25 protein-coding genes are annotated in these 24802 nt (G+C 59.7%); 14 read left to right on the top strand and 11 right to left on the bottom strand.

Going from position 1 to position 24802, the window contains the following annotated elements:
* Window positions 1–3: 3 nt before the first annotated feature.
* The 7 genes from ACP7B0_RS04250 to ACP7B0_RS04220 all read left to right on the top strand — a co-directional run bounded on the left by ACP7B0_RS04250 (window position 4) and on the right by ACP7B0_RS04220 (window position 8827).
* Window positions 4–882 (top strand): SMP-30/gluconolactonase/LRE family protein, encoded by an 879-nt coding sequence (locus ACP7B0_RS04250; protein WP_426139656.1) that lies wholly within the window; start codon window positions 4–6, stop codon window positions 880–882.
* 153 nt (window positions 883–1035) lie between these two features.
* Complete coding sequence (locus tag ACP7B0_RS04245; RefSeq protein WP_426139655.1) at window positions 1036–2040, top strand: substrate-binding domain-containing protein; 1005 nt, start codon at window positions 1036–1038, stop codon at window positions 2038–2040.
* A gap of 88 nt (window positions 2041–2128) precedes the next feature.
* Entirely contained in the window at window positions 2129–3655 is a 1527-nt protein-coding gene (gene araG, locus ACP7B0_RS04240) for an L-arabinose ABC transporter ATP-binding protein AraG (RefSeq protein ID WP_426139654.1), read from the top strand.
* 40 nt (window positions 3656–3695) lie between these two features.
* Window positions 3696–4661 (top strand): L-arabinose ABC transporter permease AraH, encoded by a 966-nt coding sequence (araH, locus tag ACP7B0_RS04235; RefSeq protein ID WP_426139653.1) that lies wholly within the window; start codon window positions 3696–3698, stop codon window positions 4659–4661.
* Between the two features lie 207 nt (window positions 4662–4868).
* Entirely contained in the window at window positions 4869–5384 is a 516-nt protein-coding gene (locus ACP7B0_RS04230) for a sigma-70 family RNA polymerase sigma factor (protein ID WP_426139652.1), read from the top strand.
* Window positions 5381–6325 (top strand): FecR domain-containing protein, encoded by a 945-nt coding sequence (locus ACP7B0_RS04225; protein ID WP_426139651.1) that lies wholly within the window; start codon window positions 5381–5383, stop codon window positions 6323–6325. Before ACP7B0_RS04230 ends, ACP7B0_RS04225 begins: the two co-directional genes overlap by 4 nt.
* A gap of 66 nt (window positions 6326–6391) precedes the next feature.
* Window positions 6392–8827: a TonB-dependent siderophore receptor gene (locus ACP7B0_RS04220; RefSeq protein ID WP_426139650.1), complete on the top strand. Its 2436-nt coding sequence runs from the start codon at window positions 6392–6394 to the stop codon at window positions 8825–8827.
* Window positions 8828–8921: 94 nt separating this feature from the next.
* On the opposite strand, the gene ACP7B0_RS04215 is transcribed toward ACP7B0_RS04220, so the two are convergent.
* The 8 genes from ACP7B0_RS04215 to ACP7B0_RS04180 form a co-directional block, all read right to left on the bottom strand.
* The gene (locus tag ACP7B0_RS04215) at window positions 8922–9734 is read right to left on the bottom strand and encodes a class I SAM-dependent methyltransferase (protein ID WP_426139649.1); all 813 of its coding nucleotides are present in this window, start codon (window positions 9732–9734) and stop codon (window positions 8922–8924) included.
* A gap of 216 nt (window positions 9735–9950) precedes the next feature.
* Complete coding sequence (locus tag ACP7B0_RS04210) at window positions 9951–10433, bottom strand: helix-turn-helix domain-containing protein (protein ID WP_426139648.1); 483 nt, start codon at window positions 10431–10433, stop codon at window positions 9951–9953.
* A gap of 223 nt (window positions 10434–10656) precedes the next feature.
* A complete protein-coding gene (locus ACP7B0_RS04205) occupies window positions 10657–11268 on the bottom strand; it encodes a PqiC family protein (protein WP_426139647.1) in 612 nt (203 codons plus the stop codon).
* Entirely contained in the window at window positions 11265–12947 is a 1683-nt protein-coding gene (locus tag ACP7B0_RS04200; protein ID WP_426139646.1) for an intermembrane transport protein PqiB, read from the bottom strand. The genes ACP7B0_RS04205 and ACP7B0_RS04200 overlap by 4 nt, the downstream gene beginning before the upstream one ends.
* The gene (locus ACP7B0_RS04195; RefSeq protein ID WP_426139645.1) at window positions 12940–13554 is read right to left on the bottom strand and encodes a paraquat-inducible protein A; all 615 of its coding nucleotides are present in this window, start codon (window positions 13552–13554) and stop codon (window positions 12940–12942) included. The genes ACP7B0_RS04200 and ACP7B0_RS04195 overlap by 8 nt, the downstream gene beginning before the upstream one ends.
* Window positions 13551–14171 (bottom strand): paraquat-inducible protein A, encoded by a 621-nt coding sequence (locus ACP7B0_RS04190; protein ID WP_426139644.1) that lies wholly within the window; start codon window positions 14169–14171, stop codon window positions 13551–13553. The genes ACP7B0_RS04195 and ACP7B0_RS04190 overlap by 4 nt, the downstream gene beginning before the upstream one ends.
* A 238-nt stretch (window positions 14172–14409) precedes the next feature.
* Window positions 14410–14709 carry a protealysin inhibitor emfourin gene (locus ACP7B0_RS04185; RefSeq protein WP_426139643.1) on the bottom strand — a complete coding sequence of 100 codons (300 nt, stop codon included), beginning with the start codon at window positions 14707–14709 and terminating at the stop codon, window positions 14410–14412.
* A 43-nt stretch (window positions 14710–14752) separates the two neighbouring features.
* Window positions 14753–15820: a M4 family metallopeptidase gene (locus tag ACP7B0_RS04180; RefSeq protein ID WP_426139642.1), complete on the bottom strand. Its 1068-nt coding sequence runs from the start codon at window positions 15818–15820 to the stop codon at window positions 14753–14755.
* Window positions 15821–16034: 214 nt separating this feature from the next.
* Between ACP7B0_RS04180 and ACP7B0_RS04175 the strand changes: the two genes are divergently transcribed.
* Complete coding sequence (locus tag ACP7B0_RS04175; RefSeq protein ID WP_426139641.1) at window positions 16035–16385, top strand: SPOR domain-containing protein; 351 nt, start codon at window positions 16035–16037, stop codon at window positions 16383–16385.
* A gap of 109 nt (window positions 16386–16494) precedes the next feature.
* On the top strand, window positions 16495–16995 hold the full coding sequence (locus ACP7B0_RS04170) for a hypothetical protein (protein WP_426139640.1): 501 nt from the start codon (window positions 16495–16497) through the stop codon (window positions 16993–16995).
* 147 nt (window positions 16996–17142) lie between these two features.
* Here ACP7B0_RS04170 and ACP7B0_RS04165 read toward each other — a convergent pair whose 3' ends face one another.
* On the bottom strand, window positions 17143–17463 hold the full coding sequence (locus ACP7B0_RS04165; RefSeq protein ID WP_426139639.1) for a DUF883 family protein: 321 nt from the start codon (window positions 17461–17463) through the stop codon (window positions 17143–17145).
* A gap of 163 nt (window positions 17464–17626) precedes the next feature.
* Between ACP7B0_RS04165 and ACP7B0_RS04160 the strand changes: the two genes are divergently transcribed.
* Window positions 17627–17881, top strand: a complete 255-nt coding sequence (locus ACP7B0_RS04160; protein ID WP_426139638.1) for a hypothetical protein — start codon at window positions 17627–17629, stop codon at window positions 17879–17881.
* A gap of 10 nt (window positions 17882–17891) precedes the next feature.
* On the opposite strand, the gene ACP7B0_RS04155 is transcribed toward ACP7B0_RS04160, so the two are convergent.
* The gene (locus tag ACP7B0_RS04155; protein ID WP_426139637.1) at window positions 17892–18368 is read right to left on the bottom strand and encodes an LEA type 2 family protein; all 477 of its coding nucleotides are present in this window, start codon (window positions 18366–18368) and stop codon (window positions 17892–17894) included.
* A gap of 167 nt (window positions 18369–18535) precedes the next feature.
* Here ACP7B0_RS04155 and ACP7B0_RS04150 point away from each other — a divergent pair, with 167 nt between their 5' ends.
* The 4 genes from ACP7B0_RS04150 (at window position 18536) to ACP7B0_RS04135 (ending at window position 22509) form a co-directional block, all read left to right on the top strand.
* The gene (locus tag ACP7B0_RS04150) at window positions 18536–19570 is read left to right on the top strand and encodes an AraC family transcriptional regulator (RefSeq protein WP_426140066.1); all 1035 of its coding nucleotides are present in this window, start codon (window positions 18536–18538) and stop codon (window positions 19568–19570) included.
* A gap of 83 nt (window positions 19571–19653) precedes the next feature.
* Window positions 19654–20421 carry a 3-hydroxyacyl-CoA dehydrogenase gene (locus ACP7B0_RS04145; protein ID WP_426139636.1) on the top strand — a complete coding sequence of 256 codons (768 nt, stop codon included), beginning with the start codon at window positions 19654–19656 and terminating at the stop codon, window positions 20419–20421.
* A gap of 24 nt (window positions 20422–20445) precedes the next feature.
* Window positions 20446–21651 carry an acetyl-CoA C-acyltransferase gene (locus ACP7B0_RS04140; protein WP_426139635.1) on the top strand — a complete coding sequence of 402 codons (1206 nt, stop codon included), beginning with the start codon at window positions 20446–20448 and terminating at the stop codon, window positions 21649–21651.
* 84 nt (window positions 21652–21735) lie between these two features.
* Entirely contained in the window at window positions 21736–22509 is a 774-nt protein-coding gene (locus ACP7B0_RS04135) for an enoyl-CoA hydratase (RefSeq protein ID WP_426139634.1), read from the top strand.
* 24 nt (window positions 22510–22533) lie between these two features.
* On the opposite strand, the gene tssI is transcribed toward ACP7B0_RS04135, so the two are convergent.
* Window positions 22534–24558, bottom strand: a complete 2025-nt coding sequence (gene tssI, locus ACP7B0_RS04130) for a type VI secretion system tip protein TssI/VgrG (RefSeq protein WP_426139633.1) — start codon at window positions 24556–24558, stop codon at window positions 22534–22536.
* Between the last annotated feature and the right edge of the window lie 244 nt (window positions 24559–24802).

The raw sequence follows: 24802 nt of genomic DNA, 5'->3' as shown, positions 1-24802 counted from the left end.
TATATGCACTGGCAGCCTGTAACCGAGCACCGTTTCATGCTGGCCGAAGGGCCGTTCTGGGACGCTGAAACCCAGGCCCTGTACTGGGTCGATATCGCCGCACGGCTGGCCTGCCGCCTGGCTGACGGGCACTTTCGCCAATGGCGGATGCCGGCAGCGGTCTCGGCCTTCATTCCCACAAACACAGGCGACGCTCTGGTCACCCTCGCCAGCGGCTTGTATCGCCTTGACCTTGACTCCCCGAGTGACGAGCCGCGCCTGACCCTGCTGTGTGTGGCTGATCCGGTTGTCGGCAATCGCGCCAATGAAGCCCGCTGCGATGCCTTGGGCCGTCTATGGTTGGGCAGCATGCAGAATAATCTGGACGAAGACGGCGGCGACCTGCCGTTGCGGCGCCGCTCGGGTGGGTTGTTCCGCATTGATCACGACGCCACAGTCACGCCACTGCTCGCAGGGCAGGGCATCGTCAACACCCTGCTGTGGAATGACGCAGGCGATGCGCTTTACAGCGCCGACACGCTGGATGGCGTGATTTACCGTTACCCCCTGCGTGCTGATGGCAGCCTGGGCCCTCGTGATGTCTGGGCCGCCGAGCATTCCCGTGGCGCGCCGGACGGTTCGGCCATGGATGCCGAGGGGTTTGTCTGGAATGCCCGCTGGGACGGCCACTGCCTGATCCGCTTCGCACCGGACGGCAGCGTTGACCGGATCGTCGATTTGCCGGTCAGCCATCCCACCAGTTGTGTATTCGGAGGGCCTGAACTCACCACGCTCTACGTCACCAGTGCATCGCCCGCCGGGGCCTGTGGTCAATTTGACGGTGCGCTGATACGGGCCGATGTGGGCGTGCAAGGTCGGGTTTGCCATCGGTATGGAGGATGAAATCCGCTGTCCGGAGAATGCCGTGACACTAGGTTACATAACCGGCATTCATAATATGATATGACTGTTTTTCAGTTGTTTGACGTCCTTGCGGGTGTCCCTGCAACCCACCGCTGGACGCTGTAGCTATTCAATAAAAATAAGGAGTTAGCTATGTTGAGCCGTCACGGGATTCGTTCCCTTTGCTGTGCCGCTGTTGCCACTGCCGTTCTGGGCATGAGTGGTCTTTCATCCGCTGCCGAAGAAATCAAGATCGGCTTTCTGGTCAAGCAACCCGAAGAACCCTGGTTCCAGACTGAATGGGCCTTTGCCGAGAAAGCGGGCAGGGAACATGGTTTCACGGTGCTCAAGATTGCCGTTCCCGACGGTGAAAAAACCCTTTCTGCTATCGACAGCCTGGCCGCCAACGGGGCCAAGGGCTTCGTTATCTGCCCGCCGGATGTTTCCCTAGGCCCTGCCATTGTCGCCAAGGCCAAAGCCAATGGCCTGAAAGTCATGGCGGTGGATGATCGGTTCGTCGATGCCGATGGCAAGTTCATGGAGGACGTGCCGTACCTGGGAATGGCCGCGTTCGAAGTCGGCCAGAAGCAGGGCGCCGCCATGGCCGCCGAGGCCAAGAATCGCAACTGGGACTGGAAAGAAACCTACGCGATCATCAACACCTATAACGAACTGGACACCGGCAAGAAGCGCACCGACGGCTCCGTGGACGCCTTGCTCAAAGCGGGCCTGCCGCAAGATCACATTATTTTCGCGCCGCAGAAAACCCTGGACGTACCCGGCAGCATGGACTCCACCAACTCGGCATTGCCCAAGCTGCCTTCCGGGGCCAAGAACCTCATCATCGGCGGGATGAACGACAACACGGTATTGGGCGGCGTGCGTGCCACCAGCACCAATGGCTTCAGCGCCAAGAATGTCATCGGGATCGGTATCAACGGTACGGATGCCATTGATGAGCTGAAAAAGAAAGAAAGCGGCTTCTTCGGTTCGATGCTGCCCAGCCCGGACAAGGAAGGTTACACAACCGCCTTGCAGATGTACGAGTGGGTCAAGGACGGCAAGGAACCTCCTAAATACACCGCGATGGAAGACGTGACGTTGATCACCAGGGCCAACTTTCAGGAAGTGTTGACCAAGATCGGTTTGTGGAAATAACACCCAAGCCACGTCGCCGCCCTGAAATATCGGGCTGACATCCGCAAGTCCTCGCTTCGTCATCGGACGGAGCGGGGAGGAGGGTTCCATGCAACAACTGGCCACTGAACAGTATCCATCGAGCGGTAGTCTGCGCTTCAACGGGATTGGCAAAACGTTCCCCGGTGTACGTGCGCTGTCAGACATCAATTTCGAAGCGCGGCCCGGCAGCGTCCACGCCTTGATGGGCGAAAACGGCGCGGGCAAGTCCACGCTGCTGAAAATTCTCGGCGGTTCCTACCAGCCCAATAGCGGCAACTTGTCTGTTGGCGGACAAACGCACGCCTTTAAATCAACGGCAGACAGCATCGCGGCAGGCATTGCCGTGATTCACCAGGAGCTGCAACTGGTCCCGGAAATGTCCGTGGCCGAAAACCTCCTGCTGGGGCACATGCCCAACCGCTGGGGCATGGTCAACCGGCGTGCCATGGTGCGCCGCGCCCGTGAGCTGCTCACCGGCCTGGCTGACGAGATTGACCCGAACACACGCCTGGGCGATTTGTCCCTGGGCCAGCGTCAGTTGGTGGAAATCGCCAAGGCCATGTCGCGAAACGCTCACGTGATTGCCTTCGATGAGCCCACCAGCAGTTTGTCGGCGCGGGAAATCGACCGGCTGATGGCAATCATCGTCAGGCTCCGGGAAGAGGGCCGGGTGATTCTCTACGTGTCGCACCGCATGGAAGAAATCTTCCGGGTCTGTGATGCCGTGACGGTGTTCAAGGATGGGCGTTTTGTGCGCACGTTCGAGGACATGGCCGATCTGGATCACGACCGGCTGGTGACGTGCATGGTCGGTCGCGATATTCAGGACATCTACAACTATCGCCCGCGCCCGCATCAAGGGCCCAGTTTGCAGGTGAAGGGCTTGATGGGGCCTGGATTGCAGGAGCCGGTCAGTTTTTCGGTCGAGAAGGGCGAAGTGCTGGGCTTCTTTGGTCTGGTGGGGGCAGGTCGTACCGAGCTGTTTCGCATGCTCTCCGGCCTGACGCGCAGCAAGGCGGGCGAATTGCAGATCGAGGGCAAGGCCCTGGCGCTGAAGTCACCTCGCGATGCCATCGCGGCAGGCATTCTGCTGTGCCCCGAAGACCGCAAAAAAGAAGGCATCGTGCCGCTGTCCAGCGTGCAGGAAAACATCAATATCGGCGCCCGGCCGCGTCACGTTTCTCTGGGCTGCCTGATTCAGGGCCGTTGGGAACGCGAGAACGCCAAGTCGCAGATCCAGTCGATGAATGTCAAAACGCCGTCAGCCGATCAGCACATGCTGTACCTGTCTGGCGGCAATCAGCAGAAGGCGATTCTCGGGCGCTGGCTGTCGATGCCCATGAAAGTGTTGCTGCTGGATGAGCCAACCCGCGGGATCGACATCGGCGCGAAATCCGAGATCTATCAGATCATTCATAACCTGGCTGCCAAGGGCATCGCTGTGATTGTGGTGTCCAGCGATCTGATGGAAGTCATGGGCATCGCCGACCGGATTCTGGTCATGAGCGAGGGCGCCATCAGTGGCGAGCTTTCTCGCGACGAGGCCGATGAAGCGCGGCTGCTGCAACTTGCACTGCCGCGAACCCGTGGCTGAACCTGGCTCAAACACCGTGAAAAATAAGAAAGAGGTGCGTATGTCTACCGAAACCAGTCTGACGGCTCCCCGCCAAGGTCTCAATGTGCGTCGTTTTATCGACGACTGGGCGATGTTGATGGCCGCCGTGGGCATCTTTGTGCTCTGCGCACTGCTGATCGACAATTTCATGTCACCGCTGAACATGCGCGGCCTGGGGTTGGCCATTTCAACGGTGGGCATTGCCGCCTGCACGATGCTGTTCTGCCTGGCTTCCGGGCATTTCGACTTGTCCGTGGGGTCGGTCCTGGCCTGCTCCGGGGTGGTCGCCGGGATCGTCATGCGCGACACCGACAGCCTGTTTCTCGGTATTTCTGCGGCATTGGCCATGGGGCTGGTGGTGGGGCTGATCAACGGCATCGTCATTGCCAAGCTGCGCATTAATGCGTTGATCGCCACCCTGGCAACCATGCAGATCGTGCGTGGCCTTGCCTACATCTTCTCCAACGGTAAGGCCGTGGGCGTGATGAACGAGGATTTCTTCGTGCTGGGCAACGGTCAGGTGTATGGCGTCCCGGTGCCCATCCTGATCACGATCGTCTGCTTCGCCTTCTTTGGCTGGCTACTGAACTACACCACTTACGGGCGCAATACCCTGGCCATCGGTGGCAACCAGGAAGCCGCTCTGTTGGCTGGCGTGCATGTGGATCGCACCAAAATCATCATCTTCGCCGTGCATGGCCTGATCGGCGCATTGGCCGGCGTCGTATTGGCCTCACGCATGACGTCCGGGCAACCCATGATTGGCCAAGGCTTCGAGCTGACGGTGATTTCGGCTTGCGTGCTGGGCGGCGTGTCCCTGAGCGGCGGCATCGGCATGATTCGCCATGTGATTGCCGGCGTGCTGATTCTGGCGATCATCGAGAACGCCATGAACCTCAAGAATATCGACACCTTCTATCAGTACGTCATTCGCGGTTCTATCCTGCTCCTGGCCGTGATCATTGACCGAATGAAGCGTCGGTAAGGAAGACTAACCCGATAGATACGCTTACCCGCGACAGGTCACCTCCAGCCCAAAAAACGCTGGGCCTGATACGCCGCCGTCGCGGGCAGGCGAGCTTTTGCCGAGTCCTGGCCCGGTGCGCCAGGGCGAAAAAGATTGGCGAGCCCACGCTAACTAAATAGAATGATTCTCATTTTAATTGGCGGCATGCGCAGTGGGCGATTCAGCATGAGGCAAGCGACAGGTCCCTCAGAGGCCACCCTGGAACATTTCTATCGAGAGCATCGCAGTTGGCTGGAAAACTGGCTGCGCGCTCGTTTGGGCAATGCCTGGGATGCGGCTGACCTGAGTCAGGACACGTTCGTCAGGGTGCTGGCCAGTCATCACAGTGAACCGCTGACTCAACTGCGCGAGCCTCGCGCCTACTTGCTCACGGTCGGCAAGCGTTTGCTGATTAATCACTATCAACGTCGCAGCCTTGAGCAAGCCTATCTGGAGGCGTTGGCGACGCTGCCCGATACCGTCATCCCTTCCCCTGAACAACGCTGGATTCTGCTGGAAACCCTGCAGGCGCTGGATGAACTGCTCGATGCATTGCCCTTGGCGGTACGGCGGGCATTTCTATGGGCGCAATTGGAGGGGGTGGGGTATGCGCAGATCGCGCAACGGTTGCGGGTAAGCGAGCGCACGGTGAAGCGCTATATGGCGCAGGCTTACACCCACTGCCTGATGGCTGAGCTGTGAGCAGCGCCGCGCCGAGTCGTCGGGTGGCCGAAGATGCCGCGCACTGGCTGGTGTTGCTGGAGTCCGGTGCCGCCAGTGATGAAGACCGCAGGCAACTGCAACACTGGCGCGATCAATGCCCCAGTCACGAACAGACCTGGCAAAAAGCCCAGGGTTTGCGTGGCCGATTCGCTTCGCTGCCTGGGGAGTTGGCGCTGGCCAGCCTCGACCGCCCGGACCTGGGCCGACGGGCTGCCCTCAAGCGCGCCCTGGTGGTGGCGGCGTTGCTGCCTGCCGGCTGGGTCTTGAGCCAGCAAGCGCCAGTGGCGGCCTTGCGCGCTGATCTACGCACGGCGGCGGGGGAGCGCAAGGCGCTGCGTCTGCCCGATGGCAGCCTGCTGCAACTGGACACCGCCAGCGCGGTGAATATCAACACCCAGACACGTACGCTGGCGTTGATTGAAGGCGAACTGGCGCTGAGCATGGCGACCAATATCGCCGCCATCGCGATCCACACCCGCATCGGCCGGGTCGTGGCCAATGAGGCCGAACTTTGCGTGCGGCTGAACGGGCAGGGCTGCCGGGTTTCGGTGTGGCGCGGCAGCGTCGACCTCTTTCCTGAAAATGGTCAGCCCCTGCGTTTGCACGGCGGGCACCAGACCACCATGACGGCCTCTTCGGTGGCGCCGTTGCAACCCTTCGACACTCAACAGCCGGGCTGGCGGGACGGTGTGCTCAGTGTCGAGAACCAGCCTTTGGGGGTTTTTCTGGCTGAACTGAGCCGTTATCGTCCCGGCGTGCTGCGTTGGGACCCGACGCTGGAAGCCCTGAACGTCACGGGTACGTTCCGTCTGGACGACACGGACAAGGTCCTGTTTCTGCTGGCCGCCAGCCTGCCGCTACAGGTTCAGACGCGAACCCGGTATTGGGTGACCCTGACGCCTCGAAAAATTACCGCCTGATCCCTGTCCCTTTTTTAGGCCTCGCCTGTCATTGCTCTTAAGTGAACGTAATAAGAGAGTGTTCCGATGCCTGCAGTTTTTCTTCGACGTCTGCGCCTGACCCATCTGGGGATGCGCCCTTTGCTTCAAATGAGCTGCCACGCGAGCGTCCTGGCGGGGATTGGCGCTGGATCGGTATTCATGGTCCCTGCATGGGCTGAAGAGGGTGCCAAACATCGTTATGAGATACCTGCCGGAAACCTGAGCTCGGCATTGAACCGCTTTGCCGCCCAGGCGGGCGTCAGTCTGTCCGTGGATCCGGCACTGGTGGCCGGGCGCAGCACAGCCGGGTTGAGTGGCGAATACGCACCCCAGGAAGGGTTCGCCCGGCTATTGCAAGGCAGCGGCCTGCAATTACAGCCGGTTGCCGATCAGTCCTACACACTGATCCCCGCGCCCACCGGAGAAAGCGGTTCGGTGCTGTTACCCCAAACTTCCATCGATGGCAGCCGCTTTGACGCGCAAGGGGATGTGTATACCGGCGGGCAGGTCACGCGTCGGGGCAGTCAAGGCATGCTCGGTGATCGCGATTTCATGGAAACGCCGTTCAACCTGACGTCTTACACCAGCACCACGGTGAAAAACCAGCAGGCTCGCACCCTGGGAGACGTGGTGGCCAACGATCCCTCGGTGCGCACCACCAACCCAGCGGGCGGGCGCTTCGAGCAGTTCTCCATTCGCGGCTTGAGCCTGTACAACAGCGACGTATCGTTCGGCGGTCTGTATGGCGTGCTGCCCACGTACTCCATCGACATGGAGATGGTCGAGCGCATCGATATCCTCAAAGGCCCCGGTGCGTTGCTCAGCGGTATTGCCCCCCGTGGCAGCGTTGGCGGCGGCATTAATATCGAGCCCAAGCGTGCGGGCAAAGACCCGTTGACGGAGTTCACCGGCAGCTACGCCTCGGCGGGACAGTTCGGCGGGAGCATGGACATTGCCAGGCGTTTCGGCGACGAACAGGAATACGGTGTGCGGTTCAATGGCGTGCGCCAGTCGGGGGATACCGAGTGGGATCATCAGTCGGTGGAGCGCGAAGCGGCGGTGATCGGCCTCGATTTCAAAAAGGAGCGCGTACGCCTGTCGCTGGACCTGGGCCGCTCGGAGCGCCACGGCGAAGCCCCCATCGAACGGGTTGAAGTCGCCGCAGGCGTGAAAATACCCAAGGCTGAGGACATTGATCGCAACTTCGCCCAACCCTGGACGTATGCCGACTCCAAGGACACCTTCGGCGCTGTTCGTGGCGAGTTCGACGTCAGCGATTCGTTGATGGTCTATGCGGCGGCAGGTGCCCGCAGCGGCGAGTATGATTTTTTGCGCCATGCAGTGCAGGTCAACAGTAACAATGGCAACTTCAGCCTGACGCCCCGGTCGTTTCAGCGGGACGAAGAGGTCAAGACCTTCACGGTGGGCGCCCGCAACTGGTTCAACACCGGGCCAATCGGGCATACCGTCAACCTGAGCCTGAATCGCTTCGACATGGAGTTCGACAACAGCGGCGAGCGTTACCTCACGCGTACCAGCAACCTCTACAACCCGGTCTTGCAGCCATACCCCGGCGTGCCGAATCGCTTCGACACCTCGACCCACACCGAAGATGTGTTCTCCAGTGCGGCGCTTGCTGACACGCTGAGCCTTTTCGACGATCGGGTGTTGCTGACGCTGGGCGCGCGATTGCAACGCGTGGAAGTCGACGCCTACGCCAGTGGCGTGCTCGGGCAGCAATATGACGAACAAGCTACTTCGCCTGCCGCAGGTCTTGTGATCAAGGCCACGGATGAAATTTCCCTGTACGCCAATTACATCGAAGGGCTGAGCCAGGGCGAAACCGCGCCGACCACCGCCACCAACCGGGACGAGGTCTTCGCACCGTACAAATCCAAGCAAACGGAAGTGGGCGTCAAGCTCGACATGGGCGGCCTCGCCACCACCCTGAGCGTGTTCCGCATCGAGCAGCCCAGCTACATCACCGACGCGGGCGGCAATTTCAAGCCGGACGGCGAACTGCGCAATCAGGGTGTCGAGCTGAACGTGTTTGGCGAACTGGCCAGCGATGTGCGTCTGCTGGGCGGGGTGATGGTCCTGGACAGCGAGCAGACCAAAACCGCATTGGGCCAATACGATGGCAAGCGCGGCACGGGTTCACCCATCCTCAATGCCAATCTGGGGCTGGAGTACGACATCAATCGTATGCCGGGCTTGACGCTGACCGCCCGCGCCATTCACACCGGCTCCCAGTATCTGGATCAAGCCAACGAGCAGAAAATCGACGCCTGGCAGCGTTACGACCTTGGCGGGCGCTATGCCTTCAAGCTGGGCAACAACCCCATCACATTGCGGGCGGCGGTGGAGAACGTGCTAGACAAGACGTGCTGGGCCTCGGCGGCGACTTCGTCGGACGCGGCGGCCGGTTTGACCCTGTCTACGCCGCGTACCTGGCTGGTGTCGGCAACGGTTGGTTTCTAGTCATCCAGAGGCGCGCCCAGGCTGCTTGAGCGTGCCTTGAGGTGAGACATTGATAATGTCCCGTAAAAAACGGTCTCTTCTATCAGGCAGCGAGTTACCGACGACGGATGACCACCTCCAGGTATTCGCTGGGCACCACCAAAGACGATTCGCCGCCTCGGTTCATTCGGGTGATCAGTTCGGTGAGATCTCGCTCCAGAGCTGCGGCGCCTTCCGGCGGTAGTGCAGCAAAGGCTTTGTGAACCGGCCCGTACCAGGCGCGGAACACTTCGATGAAATGCGCAGGCGAGCGGTAACGGAAATTGAACTCGCGGCGGGTCACGTTGATCTCGGCTGCGCTGTCACCGAACAAGTGATCAAGATGCGCTTCGACGCCCCACAGCGAAGGCGGGTTTAACCCGGCAGGTGGTGGAAGGTGCTTGCCCAGTGTCTTGAACATTTGTCCGACAAAGCCTTCAGGCGTCCAGTTGGCCAGACCAATGCGCCCGCCGGAGCGGCATACCCGCGCCATTTCGGCGGCGGCACGCGCCTGATCAGGGGTGAACATCACGCCAAATGTCGACAACACAACGTCGAACGATGCGTCTTCGAAGGGCAGGGCTTCAGCGTCTGCCTCACGGAAACTGACATCAAAATGCTCCGCCCGGCTGCGTTCGCGGCCGCGCTCAAGCAAGCCGCTGACGTAATCGGTGGAGGTCACCACGCATCCGCGGCGAGCGGCCGCCAGAGTCGCGTTGCCGTTGCCAGCGGCGACGTCAAGGACGCGTTCGTCGTAACGAAGGTCGCAGGCTTCGGCCAGCAACTCGCCAACCAGTTGCAGCGTGGTGCCAATCACCGCGTAGTCGCCACTGGCCCATGCCGTCATCTGGCGGTTTTTTACGGCTTGTAGATCAAGAGGTTCGTTCATGGTCGCGCTTCCTGTCTTCTGCATGCAGGTTTGGCAGTCAGGTATGCAAGGCAGAAAATCAAGGTACGACACACGACCTGCAACGACGGCAATCCGGGCTGATGTAGACCCTGAATATCATCGCTTGCACCCGTGTATTCGCAAGCACTAATGGCCATTCGGCAAGACCACTTGGTTACATCCATATAACCACAGGCCCTGGCCCGGGGGCCGTGCTCAGTTCAGGCGGGACGTCACGAAAATCAGGCGCACCGTGGCCAGCGCGATGGCCTCTGCATCGCCTTTGATGTTCTCCAGTTGGGCTTGCAAGGTCTCTGACCGGCCGGGTTCCACTCTGGCGTCTGCCAGGCGCGTGATCTGGTAAAGGTTGTCGGTGATGTCGTGCAGGCTGCCTTGCAGGCGTTCCACCAGAGTCGCTAGACGATCCTCGGTCTGGAGCCCCCAAACGCTTTGAGACTGGAGCATTTCATGGGGCTCTTCAGGGGTGGGGGCACCTGAGAGCCTCATACCCGTCACGACGAAAGCAACGTCGATACCTGCCTGAGCAATGCGTGACAGATAATCTGCCCGGGGTGAGCGTATTCCGTTTTCGTAGTTGCCCTGAGCGTTGGTTTCTACTCCACCGATTGCACCGAGGGCACTTTGCGAGAGCTTGAGTCTCAGGCGTTCCTGTTTAAGACGCGGGCCAATCCCAGTCATGGCGATCTTCCTTCCAGACAATAGCTTGCCGGATTGATCCGGCGAAATGAGAGGACATTGTTCATCGAGAACGGAAACACGAAGGACGAAGTCGCAGGAAGTGGCGACGTTCATGTTCACTGCTTACGAGTTCCATTCGGCCTGAATTGAGTTGAACGATACGCCAAAATTTCTGTCGGGTGGACCGTTTGTTGGCATCCACCGGCAGGAATGTCGGTATAGGTCAGAGGCAGGGCGACTGCTGGTCCCGAGCCCAGTTGCCAGCGGTTTTGGCGATGCTGTCAGCCAGGCGTGAGACGGCGCGCTGGTGGGCCAGTACCAGGTCTTCGATGCCAGGTCCGGCGGGCTCGCGTATCACGCTGCTGCACGTCAGGTTTTGCACCTTGGAACCGGTATTGCGCAGACCCAGGCTCCAGACCACATCGATCATTGCATAGCTGCCGGGCACCGACTCGAAACGTCTTACATCGGCGCGCAAGGACAGTACCGGCCTGGCGCTGTCTTTGGGCAACCCCGCCATGTCCCGTGTGCCAAAACGTCGCTCCAGTTGGCCGGTCAATGCGTCATGAAACTCATCGCCCAGCGGCGAACCCCAACGCTGCGCGTCAAGAATCGCAAGGCTGCCGTTGCCCTGACGTATCACCAACGGAGGCTGATCGACCTGCACCGGCATCAGCACTGGAAGCATCTCGAACTGGAACGGCGCTGCCGCAACCGCGGGCGCAACAGTGGTGTTGGCGGGTGCTATCAACGTGTAGTAGCGCGTCTCGGTAGAGGCGCAGGCGCTGACGCCCAGCACTGCGGCCAGGGCGATAAATTTCAGGCGCAGGGTCATTGCTGTGGCTCCAGATCAATTGCACGGGAAGAAGCAGGGGCTTTATAAGAACCCGGCGCGGCATCGCCGGTGCGGCCGCGAATCAGCGCTTCCGGATGACGACTGAGGAAGTCCGTCAGCACCCGAACAGAGCGGGCGGTGCGCTGCACTTCGTCCATGGCCTGACCAAGCTGGAGGCGGGCTGGGGAATCTTCGCCCAGGCTGTCATTGGCGGTGTGCAGGGTTTTCTGTGCCTGTTGCAGTGTGCCGCGCATTTCTGGCAAGACCGTGCTGTTGACCTGTTTCAGGGTTTTTTGCAGTTCGCTCAGGCTGCCGTTGAGGTTGTTCGCCAGCTCGTCGATGGGCAATTTGCCCAGTTTGTCGACAAAGGCCTGCAATTGCTCCTGCAACTTGTCGAAGCTGCCGGGCACGGTCGGAATCTCCAGTGGACGTGCTTTCGAATCAAACACCACCTTGGGTGCCTTGGGTTCGAAGTCCATGGCGACATAGAGCTGCCCGGTCAACAGGTTGCCGGTTCGAACCTGGGCCCTCAAACCCCGTGTCACGAATGCACCAAGAACGCGCGCCGATTGCTCGTCTTCATCGCCCGAGCCACCTAGCTGCTGCAGTTTGGCTTCAGCCGTGCCAAGACGTTTGGGGTAAATCACTGCACCGACGATGCCCGGGAAGGTTTGTGTCTTCGGGTCGTAGTCCAGGTCTACCGACACTACGCGGCCAATGTTGACCCCGAGGAAATCCACCGGGGCGTTGACATCCAGCCCTCGTAGCGACTGCTCGAAACGCATGCGGATGTAACGCGGTTGGCCATCTGGCGGTGCCAGAGCAGCGGCTTGATCGTTGAAAATCTTGAATTCGGCATTTTCGGCAGCAGGCTTGGTATCCGGACTCCAGTTGGGCTCGCGGAAAGCGATACCGCCGGAAATGATCGAGGTCAACGATTGAGTATTGATCTTCAGACCGTTGGCGCCCACGGTGACGTCCACGCCGCTGGCGTTCCAGAAACGGGTGTCGGTGCTGACATACTGGTCATTGGGACTGTTGATGAAAATCTCGATGTTGACGCCCTTACCGTCCTTGGACAGCTCATACGACACCACTTGCCCGACCTGAATACGCCGGTAGTAGATCGGCGAGCCAATATCCAGCGATCCCAGGTCATCGGTGTGGAGCTTGAAACGCCGGCCTTTTTCACCAAAGGTCACTGGCGGCGGGGTCTCAAGACCCAGGAACTCATCCTTGGTCTGTTCCGAACTGCCCGCATCGGCACCGATGAACGCGCCGGACAACAAGGTATCGACCCCGGAGACGCCGTTGGCGCCGATGCGTGGTCGCACCACCCAGTACTGGCTGTCTTCCCGGGTGAACGGGGCTGCACTGCTGTCGAGTTCAATGGTGGCCAGAACGTGTGTCCGGTCATCACTGAGTGCGATGTCGCTGACGATACCGATGACGACGTTCTTGTACTTCACTTGGGTTTTCTTGGCTTCCAGGCCTTCAGCCGTCAGGAAACTCACGGTGATTTTCGGGCCGACGTTCATCCAGTCATGCAAGGCCATGGACAGCCCGATCAAACCGGCAACGATGGGCACCAGCCACACCAGTGAGACGCGCACGCGGCGTCTTTTGACCTCGGGCCTTGGCGGCGCGGAGGGGGAAGGGGGTAGGGTATTGTCAGACATCTTCAACCTCTGCGTCCCAGATAAGCCGGGGATCGAAACTCATGGCGGCTAACATTGTCATCACCACAACAAGACCAAAAAACAAAATGCCGATGCGCGGCTCGATGGTGCTGAGCTCACGGAACTGCACCAGCGCCGCCACCAGGGCGACGACCAACACGTCGAGCATCGACCAATAGCCGATCAACTCGATGAAACGATAGAGCCGCGACCGCTCGCGCATGGCCCAGGTACTGCGGCGCTGGCAGGTGACGAGCAGCATGCCCAGTACCACGAACTTGATACAGGGCACGACGACACTGGCGATGAATATCAGCAGGGCAATGTCCCACGAGCCGGCTTCGAAGAACTCGATGACGCCGCTCATGATCGTGCTCTCGCTGCTGTTGCCAAGCATCGAGGTGAACATCACCGGCATCAGGTTGGCCGGGATATAGAAAATCAGGCCTGCGATCAAGAAAGCCCAGGTGCGCGCCATGCTGTTGGGTTTGCGGACATGCACGGCCGATTCGCAGCGCGGGCAGACGTGGGTATCGGCCGGGCAGACATAACCACACGTGTGGCACAGGCATACATCGTGTTCGCGGGCATAGGGAATGCCATTCATGACGGCGGGACTCCCAGCTCTTTCCATAACCGGCGAATGTCTTTGCCGGCAATAAGGATAATAAGCACCATCAGCATCGCCATCGCCCATAAACCCAGCCCCGGATGCACGTCGAGCATGCCCCCCAGCTTGACGATCGCCACCAGGATGCCCAGCAGGCAGACTTCCAGCATGCTCCAAGGCCGAAGATGCTCCAGGGCCCGCATGCACATCTTGAAGCCGGGGGCGATCACGCCTTTATGGGCGTGGAGCAACACCCAGAACAACAGGGTGATCTGCAACAGGGGCGCAAAGATGATCGCCAGCCCGGCTACCAGCGCAATCAAGGTGATGCGGCCCTGTGCCAGGGCCTCCACCGACTGCCAGAGGGTCACCTGGTTACTCAGGCCCTGCATGCTGATACTGATCACGGGGAAGAAATTGGCGAACGCAAACAGCACAGCCGCGGCGATGGTCAGGGCCAGTAACTGCTCGATGGTCAGGTGATGACCCCGGGCCAATACCGAGCCGCATCGCTGGCACAGAGCGGTCTCACCATGCACGAGCGGATGTGATTCATACAACGAGTCACAGTGCTCGCAAATGATCAGGTCCGGGGACGGTTTTGTATCAGGCAAGGTGAACTCATCTGCATGGGGGGGACAGGGTGGATAATTTAAAAAAAACAAGCCGGGGAAGATACCTTGTCAGCACTGATTCAGCCGAATTAAATCTTGAGAACAGGTAGAAATCAGGGCGATGCATGGACCCCTGCGGCAGATTGACGTAAATATGTCACTTGGCCATTAGTTAATGGCGTGATTTTCGGCTTCGGCAAAGCCGGTATTTTTCTGGGCGTGATGCCTCATAACGGTTCTACAACCCCCCTGGCTTGGCTCGCTGCATCAGAAAACCAAGCAAGGTCCGGGCCGAAGGCGGGACATTCTGATCATCGAAGACGACACAGATGGGGTGTGCTTCGTCTTCTATAGTAATCTCGTACTGTTTCAGGTCCCGGGCCTGTTCCGAGACAGCCCTGCTGGACTGGATCAGGCCACTGTCATGGACCAGTTGTTTGAGGTGTTGCGCCTCGGCTTCCTCAAGGCTGGAGGTATTTACCTCACAGCTTTTGATGGCCCCGACAACACCACCTGACTGTATCAGGCAAACTTTCATTGTCTTGCTCCCGTACGTTTTTTGGTGAGCTCCGGCGGGCCGATCAGACCGTGATGCCGACTTTCTTCCACGCCGCCTTGACCGCTTTTTTCGCGGCTGCGCCGTACTCTTTGGAACCGGCGACCTGCACAGTGATTCTGGCGCAATCGACGAACTGGCTGGAGCTGCTCAATTGCAACATGGTTTCGTACCAGATTCTGCCGGCTACCTCCCATGCATTACCCCCCAGGGCTTTTGCCGTCAATACAAAGGCTCTGTTCGGGATGCCTGAATTGATGTGCACGCCGCCGTTGTCCTTGGGGCCGGTGTAAAGCCCGGCCATGGTCGCTGGCTGTGGATCATCCCCCAGTTCCGGGTCATTTGCGTAGGCCGTGCCGGGATGTTCCATGTCGCGAATGCCCCGGCGAGTGGGGGCTGGTACCAGTAGCTCCTTGCCCACCAGCCAACTGGCGTTTTCCACCGCTGTGCCTTCTTTCCACTGGCGAATAAGAATGCCGAACACATCCGCAAAGTGTTCATTCAGCGCACCGGACTGGCCTTGATAAGTCAGGTTGCTGGTGAACGATTGCACGCCGTGGGTCAACTCGTGGCCAATGACCTCCAGGCTGCCGGTAAAGCGTTTGAAGACAATGCCATCGCCGTCGCCGTAGGCCATTTGCTGGCCGCTCCAGAAGGCGTTGTTCATGGGCACGAACTCGCCCTGGAAGTCGATCTCGGCGAGATGGGCCGTGGACACCAGTGTCATGCCGTTGTCGTCCAGCGAGTTGCGCTGAAACAGTTGTTCGTAAAAGTCGTAGACGTCACCGGACCCATCGTAGGCTTCGTCAATGGCGGCATCGCCCGTGGGGTCCTGATGTTCTGCCCGTGCGAGGGTGCCCGGCAAGGTATGCGTGCCTTTTGCGTCATAGATCAGCCGGTTTTTCTTGCCATCGGGTGACTTGCGCGCCAGCAGGGTCGGCATTGCCTGCGCCGACATACGGGACGCGACGAACGCGGCACTGCTGGCCAGGTTGGCAATGGCCAGCACTCTGACCGGTTCATGTTGCGACAGAGCCATGTGTTCCATGATGTAGGGCGGAATAATGCAATGCAGGGAATGGCGAGTGCACATGCGAAAACCTCAGACCGAATGGGAAGACATGTGTTTGGCAGCACCCAGGCCGCAGATGTTCCCGCTGTCTGCCCGTTTCACTTGATTCCATCGTAGGGCAGAATTTTATTGATACACACATCTTTTGACGGCGCGGCCATTCTGGCCTTTTGACGCTTCGTTGGCCGTCACACGGTGATAAACTCCCGCCACTTCAGACGAGGAGCAAGCAGACGTGCGCAAGATGGCAATAATGATCGCAGTTCTGGCCCTGACCGGCTGCGATGTCGGCAAAACCCCGACGCCCCCCAAAGTGCAGGCGGCCGCGACCGAACAGACTTCCCCGAATACTTCCGTGCAGTGGAATATTCAGCTCAATGCCAAAGAGGCCGTGAGCGATATCAGCGCCTGGTTGCTTGAGCGCAGCTACGCGCCGTTTCTGGTGACCCTCGACGGTAAACAGCAGTTGTTGCTCGGGCCGTACAAGACCCGGGAGGAAGCCGAACAGCAGTTGGCACTGCTACAAGCCAAGATCACCAAGTCCCACCGTTTCGCCTATCCGGTGGTGATCGAGCGCGTCCAGTGATCAGCCCGCTTTAACGCGGGGCAAATCCCTAGCGACACTTAACCGCCTCTGTGACACCCTCGGTTCATGCGTACGAATCATTCGACGCGCACCTCCGGGAAACGTTTTTATGGACGAAATCCAACGATTGGGCGAATTGCTGAACGCCAATCAACGTAACGAAGAGCAAAAGCACCAGCAGTTCCACACTGGCCTTGCGCAATGGCAGGCCAGTATCACCACCCTTTATCAGCAGATCGAAACCTGGCTCAAGCCGTTGATCGACAGCGGCCAGATCGCTGTGGAATACGAGCCGCATCTGGCGCAAAGCAAAGGTTATCCCGACGAAAACTCCCCCTTCCGTACCCAGCGCATGACGCTGACCATTGCAGGCCGTCAGGTTGCGTTCATTCCGGATGCCATGGGGGGCAAAGGTTCGGTGTCGGTGGCTGCTACGGGGTTGAGCGTGCATGCTCAGGAACAGGTGTCGCTGAGCTGTCAGGACCCTGCGCAGGGTACGCAGTGGCTGGAGAAGAAGCGGATAGGGGTCAAGGAGTCGGATGCCCAGCCGTTTACGGCGGATTATTTTGCCAAGCAGTTGCAGGCACTGGTGCCAATACATTCGGTCTGAAGGGCAAAATGGCGTAGGAGCCAATGAATGGGCGAGGCGTGAGCCCGGTACTGCCAGCTAAATCGCTTCGCGAATCCATTCGCTCCTACACAGGCTGCACGGCGTTCGTCCACTCAGTTGTCGAACGCCTCAGAGGTGACCGGTCAATCAGTCACGACGGCCCAGCAGCAGACCCACCACCAAGCCGAAGCCTGCGGAGATCGCCACGGTCTGCCATGGGTGGCCACCGATGTAAGTCTCGGTCGCCTCGACCACAGGCTTGGTGCGTTCACGCACGCTGGACACAGACTCCAGCGCTTGCTTGAGCTTCAGACTCAGTTGCGCACGCAGGGTCTCAGCTTCGTCGCCGACCAGCGTTGCGCTGTCTTTGAGCAATTTGTCGGATTCTTCGATCAGGGACTGGAGTTCGCTGAAAGCCTGATCCTTGATTTGCTCGGCAGTGTTTTGGGCAGCAGTTTTACGAGCCATGGTGATTTCCTTCCAATTGATGACATCAGTGAGCAATGGAGTCTCGGGCTTCTCGAAAAGTTGCAGTGAACTGTATGACACATCGCATTCGCTCGTCGAATTTGCCCGGGATTTGTCTGTGTCGGGTGTAAGATGCAGCCGTTTTTAGTCACAGGTGATCGTTATGAGTTTCAATCTGGCCAATCGGCCTTTGCCAGAGCGCGCTGCACTCGAAGATGAAAAATCCCGTCTGTTCGATTTGTGGCAGAGCAACCTGGGCAAGGCTAAGGGGGACGCCGCCCGGCTGTTTGGCGAGCGTTCCAAGCGCAAGGGCAAGTGGTCCGAGTGGGTGCGCTCGGAGCTGGACAGCATGAGCCCGCCGGAGTACGCCAACATGGTGCGCAGCGAAGTCAATCGCCTGGTGGCGTCTACCAAGTAAGCGGCGGGCTCTACCAGCCGCCGGCCGGTTGCGGCAGGCTCAGCGTGCCGCTGTCGCTGAAGCGCATCGTGCCGAATACGCCGCCTGCCAGTTTGCCCCGCAGTGTGTAGGGCAAATTATCGAGGCTTTGCGCCTGCGTCAGGCCCACCGCCTGACGCAACGCGGCGAATGCGGACACGCTGACAGGAACCACCAGCACGGTTTCCGAAAACCGCCCGATGCTGCCCTGTTGATCGCTGACACCGGACGCGAACAGCTTGCCATTGACGTCCAGATTCAGCGCGACGCCGCTGTATTCGATCGCCGTCTCATTGGGGTTCTGCAGGCGCAGTTTGACCGCCATGCGCACCTCCAGGCCCTGGCCAGGTAAAGGCTCGATGCCCACCACGTTGATATTGAGCGGGTCACGGTTGGGAAACAGCGCGCATGCCGAGAGGCTCACCAGTAGAAGGCCGACCAGCACGGGGCGAAACAGGCGAAAGGGCATCCGGTGTGCTCCATGGGGGATGAAAAAACAACGTTGCGACAGTGCCTCAGACCGCACTGGCGTGCAGAGATTCGTTTTCCCGGGCCGCTGGCCTTATGCTGGGCGGCTCACAGACTGGTGATCCCCGGATGGATGATCGAACAATACCCCTTGAACTCGCCACCAGCGTGCCCGAAAAAGACACCATCGCCATCGAACTGGTGCGCGAAGCCTTGCTCCAGAGCGGCTTGAACCCCGAGGCTCGGGCTCACCTGTTGGCGCGAGTCGGTATCGGCCCTGATTTACTGGCGCAAGCGGGCGCCCGAGTGCCGGCCACCGCCTATGCCGCCTTGTGGCGCGATCTGGCGCAAGCGACTGACGATGAGTTTTTCGGCATGGACCCTCGGGGGCTGCGCTATGGCAGTCTGGCTTTTCTTTGCCGCTCCTCCATGGCCCAACCGACAGTGGCGAGCGGGCTTGAGTCGGGACTGGGTTTTCTGTCCTTGATGCTGGAGTGTTTCAGCGCTCGTCTGATCAGGCGCAACAGCGTTGCAGAAATCGTTCTGGATGAAGGCGACGCCACCCAGCGCCGAGCATTCTGCTACTTCACGTACTGGATGATCGTGCATGGGGTGACCTGCTGGCTGAGCGGGCGCCGTATTCCTATCCTGGCCATTGAGTTGCGCTGTGAAGCGCCGGCGTTCATTGACGATTACCAGGTGATGTTCACCGAGAACCTGCGCTTTGAGCGACCTTGCTCCCGGATGATCTTCCCGTCCGAATGCCTGGATTTGCCAATAAGACGCTCGCAGGACGACCTGCAGCGCTTCATGTCCGCTGCCCCGGCCAATATTCTGGTCAAGTACCGTGACCCACAAAGCCTGGCCAGTCGCATTCGACATGACTTGCGCACCCGGCCCGCCGATCAGTGGCCGGACACCGAGGATCTGGCGAAGAACCTGTGCCTGTCAGCGTCGACCTTGCGGCGACGTCTCGCGGAGCAAGGGCACAGCTATCAGGGACTCAAGGACGGCGTGCGTAAAGAGCTGGCCATTCGTTGGTTAGGGGAAGAGCGGATGAGCTTGTCCGCCATTGCTGCTCGTCTCGGCTTTGCCGACACCAGTTCGTTTTACAAGGCATTTCGCAAATGGACCGGTTCCAATCCCGGCCATTACCGCAGCGTGGCGCTGCTGAGTATTGATCAAACCAGTCATCCGGACTGAGCGTTTTGACCATTGCCTGTGCCTTCTGGCAGGGCGACTATCTCGATTAATCCAACAATAATAAATCGAGACAGTGAGGGTTCATGGTTATTCAAGACAAGGCATTCATCGTCAGCGGCGGCGCGTCCGGGCTGGGCGCCGCTACGGCGCAGATGCTGATTCAGGCGGGTGCCCGCGTCATGCTGCTGGACCTCAATGGCGATGCGCTCGCCATCCAGCGTGAAAAACTGGGCGCACGTGCCCACTGCGCTGTCGCCGATGTCAGCCGTGAGGATTCTGTCCAGGCGGCCGTGGATGCAGCGGTCGCGGCCTTTGGCGAGCTGCACGGGCTGGTCAACTGCGCGGGGATCGTCGGGGCGCAGAAAATACTCGGCAAGGACGGCGTGCATGACCTGGAGAGCTTTCGCCGGGTCATCGACGTCAACCTGATCGGCAGCTTCAACCTGCTGCGTCTGGCGTCGGCGGCCATCGCCAACAGCTCTCCTGACGAAAGCGGGGAGCGCGGTGTGATCATCAACACGGCTTCCATTGCCGCCTTCGACGGCCAGATGGGTCAGGCTGCCTATGCCGCATCCAAGGGCGGCATTGCCAGCATGACGTTGCCGGCCGCTCGGGAGCTGGCGCGCTTTGGCATACGGGTCATGACCATCGCCCCCGGCATTTTCGAAACGCCGATGATGGCCGGCATGACGCCTCAGGTGCGTGAATCCCTGGCGGCGGGTGTGCCATTCCCCCCACGGCTGGGCAAGCCGGAAGAATACGCGGCGCTGGTGCGGCACATCATCGAAAACCCCATGCTCAATGGCGAGGTCATCCGGCTGGATGGCGCGCTGCGCATGGCCGCCAAATGAGCCACCCGATTCAGGAGTTTGATCATGTCCAATTTTGATTCTGCAAACCGCGATGATCCGGTGGTCATCGTCAGTGCGGTGCGTACGCCCATGGGTGGTTTTCAGGGCGATCTGAAGAGCCTCACGGCGCCGCAATTGGGGGCCGTTGCCATTGGCGCTGCTGTCGAGCGCGCCGGGCTGGCTTCGGTGGATGTCCAGCAGGTGCTGATGGGCTGCGTCCTGTCAGCCGGGCTGGGCCAGGCACCTGCGCGACAAGCCGCATTGGGTGCAGGCTTGCCCACGTCGACGCTGTGCACCACGTTGAACAAAATGTGTGGTTCCGGCATGCAGGCCGCCATGCTCGGTCATGACATGCTGCTGGCCGGTAGCGCCGACGTCATTGTGGCCGGCGGCATGGAAAGCATGTCCAACGCGCCATACCTGCTGGACCGCGCCCGAGGCGGGTATCGCATGGGCCATGGTCAGGTCATCGACCATATGTTCTACGACGGGCTGGAAGATGCCTATGAACGCGGCCGGTTGATGGGCACCTTTGCCGAGGACTGCGCCGAAACCTACGGCATCAGCCGTGAAGATCAGGATGCTTTCGCTATTGCTTCGCTGACCCGCGCCCAGGCGGCGGCCAACAATGGCGGGTTCGACGCGCAAATCGTCCCACTGCACGTCACCGAGGGCAAAGAACAAAGGGAAATCACCCGGGACGAACAACCGCCCAAGGCGCGCCCGGAGAAGATCCCGGCGCTCAAGCCTGCATTTCGGGTAGGCGGTAGCGTGACGGCCGCCAATTCCAGCTCGATTTCCGACGGTGCCGCGGCACTGCTCTTGATGCGTCGCTCCGAGGCGCAGCGTCGTGGCTTGACGCCTTTGGCGGTGATTCATGGTCACGCGGCATACGCGAGTGAGCCGGGGTTGTTCACCACCGCACCCATCGGTGCGATCAAGGCGCTGATCAGCCGCACGGGATGGTCCTTGAGTGACGTGGATCTGTTCGAAATCAATGAGGCGTTCGCTGTGGTCACACTGGTGGCAATGAGCCAACTGGCGCTGCCCCATGAGAAGGTAAACGTGCAGGGCGGCGCTTGCGCTCTGGGTCATCCCATTGGTGCATCGGGGGCCCGGATCCTCGTTACGCTGATCCATGCGTTGCGGCAAAAAGGCTTCAAGCGTGGAATTGCAGCGATCTGCATTGGCGGAGGCGAAGCGACCGCGATGGCCATCGAGGTTGTTTGATAATTGATAAAAAATAATGAGTTATGAATCAAATCTAATCTTGTTTGTAATATTGATTCGATGGCTCTAAACGGATAAATATCAATGACTTATGAAACTATTCTGACAGAGGTTCTAGGAAGGGTCGGCGTGATTACGTTGAACCGCCCCAACGCCCTGAACGCCCTGAACGCGCAGCTGGTGAATGAACTCAACCACGCACTGGATGCGTTCGACGGCAACCGCGACATCGGCTGCATTGTGCTCACGGGTTCTGCCAAGGCCTTCGCGGCCGGTGCGGACATCAAGGAAATGGCCGAGCTGACCTACCCGCAGATCTACCTCGACGATCTGTTCTCCCAGAGTGACCGAGTCGCCAATCGACGCACGCCCATGATTGCCGCCGTGGCAGGTTTTGCCTTGGGCGGAGGCTGTGAGCTGGCCTTGATGTGCGATTTCATCCTGGCCGCCGACACTGCCCGTTTCGGGCAGCCGGAAATCAAGCTGGGCGTGCTGCCGGGAATGGGCGGTACACAGCGCCTGACTCTTGCAGTCGGCAAGGCCAAGGCCATGGAAATGTGCCTGACAGGACGCCTGATCGACGCCAAGGAAGCCGAGCGAGCCGGACTGGTGGCGCGTATCGTGCCCGCAGAGCAGTTAATGGATGAGGCCCTGAAGGTCGCCACCTCAATTGCGGATAAATCCCTGCCGATGGCGATGATGATCAAGGAAAGCGTGAATCGGGCCTTTGAAGTGAGCCTCGCCGAAGGCATTCGTTTCGAGCGCCGCGTTTTCCATGCCGCCTTCGCTACCGAGGATCAAAAGGAAGGCATGGCGGCGTTCATCGAGAAGCGTGAGCCGCACTTCAAGGGGCGCTAATCAAGGGACGGTAACCTGAGCGGATTATCCGTCAGGCCGCAGGAACTCACGTAACCGCTGTTCGCTCCAGTTCCGGGAAAAATAGTCATGCAGACGTATGCAGCAGCCCGGATGCACCAGGCAAAGCGCCTCCGGACTGGCGCGATAGCGTGCAGCGAGCTCGCGCCGTTGGGCTCGCGTCAGGCCCAGGTAGCCCAGTTCATCGGTCTTGCCTTCGAATAGCAGGTGCTTTGGGTCAAGCCGCGCCAACTGGTCCAGGCCGGGCTTTGCCATGGCCACGATGTACCAGATCCGGTGGGCCAGGGGCGCACCGCTCAGGCCGGGATGCTCCGTCAGGCGCAGGTCGCCTTCAAGGGCCTTAGGGATTGCGGGTTCAGTCACGGCCCCGCTCGTTGAGGTGCGCAAGCCAAGGTTGAAGGTTGGTGGGCCAGTGAGGGTTATGCTTGCTGACCCGATCAAGAGTGTCGTGTTCGCGGTGTCTATCGTCAGGTCCTGTCGGGAATGGACGCACAGTGCGTCAGCGCCTTCTAGCTGCACATCGATTAACTCAGGGCCAACGCGATTGCCATTCAAGCGCAGGGACAGTGCAGGGTTGTCGACGAGTGTGGCGGCCGTTTCCTGATCGGGAACGCCGCAGATGACGGGCCGGTCGGGATCATTGTCGAAATGGCGAACGACGAGCCTGTCTCCGGGTATCAGCGCATTGATCGGCAGGTCAGCGAAATCAGACAACGCCGCCAGCGGCCAACCGTTTTTTTGATCCTCCGAAGTGGATGCTTGCTGCCAGTCGTAACGTATCGCCAGCCGGACCGGCTCCCCCGTTTGGGTTGACCGAGCCTCACCCATCAGGGTGACGTGGTGATCACCGCCAATGCCAGGCTTGTGATGGGTGCAGGACGGGCGAAAGGTCATCGCCCAGGGCAAAACGCCAAAGCCGTTGCGATAGCCGTGTTCGAACGACTCGATGACAGGCAGCCGCCCCGGTGCTTGCACCGACGATGGACTGTCGTTTTCCGTCGTCAGGACTGCAGCGATGTCGTGAGGGTCTAAGCCCTCCAGCACCTGCGGCTGTTTACCACGATGGTGAACGTTGACGAGTAGCCATTGGTCATTGAACAGGGCGACGGAGTGATCCAGAACCTGCATGATCTGGCCACTGGTCAACGGGCAATGACGGCTTCGGCCATGAACATGACGTCGCTCGCAACGCAGGCGCTCCAGCGTGCGAGCGCTTATCTGTCGATGATGCGTTTCCTCATCATGAGGCGTGGGTACGCTGTAGCGGGTATCGAAAGGCTGGTTGCTTGCAGCCCTGTCCCGGGATTGCGAGTCGCCAGGCGGGCTTGCATCAGTGGTTAGCCTTTCGTGCCTGGGCAGAGGCTCGCTTGCGGGGTGAAGGGTCAGGCGTTCGCTGAGATGGCCGATAGCGGGCTGATCCTTTTCAGCGTCATCAAGCCGAAAACGGATGGGTCCCTGGCGCTCGGGAAAGCTGGCCGGGTCATCGGCAAACACCAGCACATGACCGTCGCGGTGATGTTCAAAGCGAAAATGAATGCCTTCCTCCTCGCACAGCCTTTGCAGCAGGTGCAGGTCGGTTTCGTTGTACTGCACGCACAGGTCTCTGGGCGGATAAATCCCCACCGGTCGCTCAAAACGAAAGTCACGCTCGTTAAAACCCTGCTGTTCCAGCAACAGGGTGATCGTCCGCGGCACGCTCAGGTCCTTGAATACGCGGCGCTGGCGACCGAGTTCCAGCTTCATCAGGCTGGGCGCCAATGTTATCCGGTACAGGCTCACGCACGTTCCCGCATGGAGTTGCCTGCCGTCGTGGATCAGGCCGTGTACGCCAGCGTCCTGAACGCCGAAGCTTAGCCAGGCGGGCTTGCCTGCCAGGCTGTTCATGTCCACATGCGGGTTGGTGCTGATCAGGTCGATGTCAAAGCGATAAGGCTCGTTCAGTGCCTCCTGTCCGGTAAAGGCCAGGACGCGCAGGTCCATCGGCGTGCCGGCAATGTCCAGCGTGATCGGCATTTGCTTGTCTTCGAACATCCACGGCGCTCCCGGCTTGAAATTCAGGGTGCAGAGGGTACGAAATGCCAAGGTCCATGGGCATCGCTCCAGTCTTTTTCGGAAAAGGACTACAACTTAAAGAGGAATATCGGTAATTGCGCTCCAGAGCTTTGAGCGGGAGGGGTGGGCCAACAGGCTCTAGGGGGTTTCATCTGACGCCATCGCGTATAAAATGCGCCCGGCGTTGTCCATCGGTCACGACGCGTTTCAGTCGTTTACCCAA

The sequence above is a fragment of the Pseudomonas sp. DWP3-1-2 genome (assembly GCF_049896285.1).
Lineage (GTDB): Bacteria > Pseudomonadota > Gammaproteobacteria > Pseudomonadales > Pseudomonadaceae > Aquipseudomonas.
This window is presented reverse-complemented; position numbering and strand designations above follow the sequence as displayed.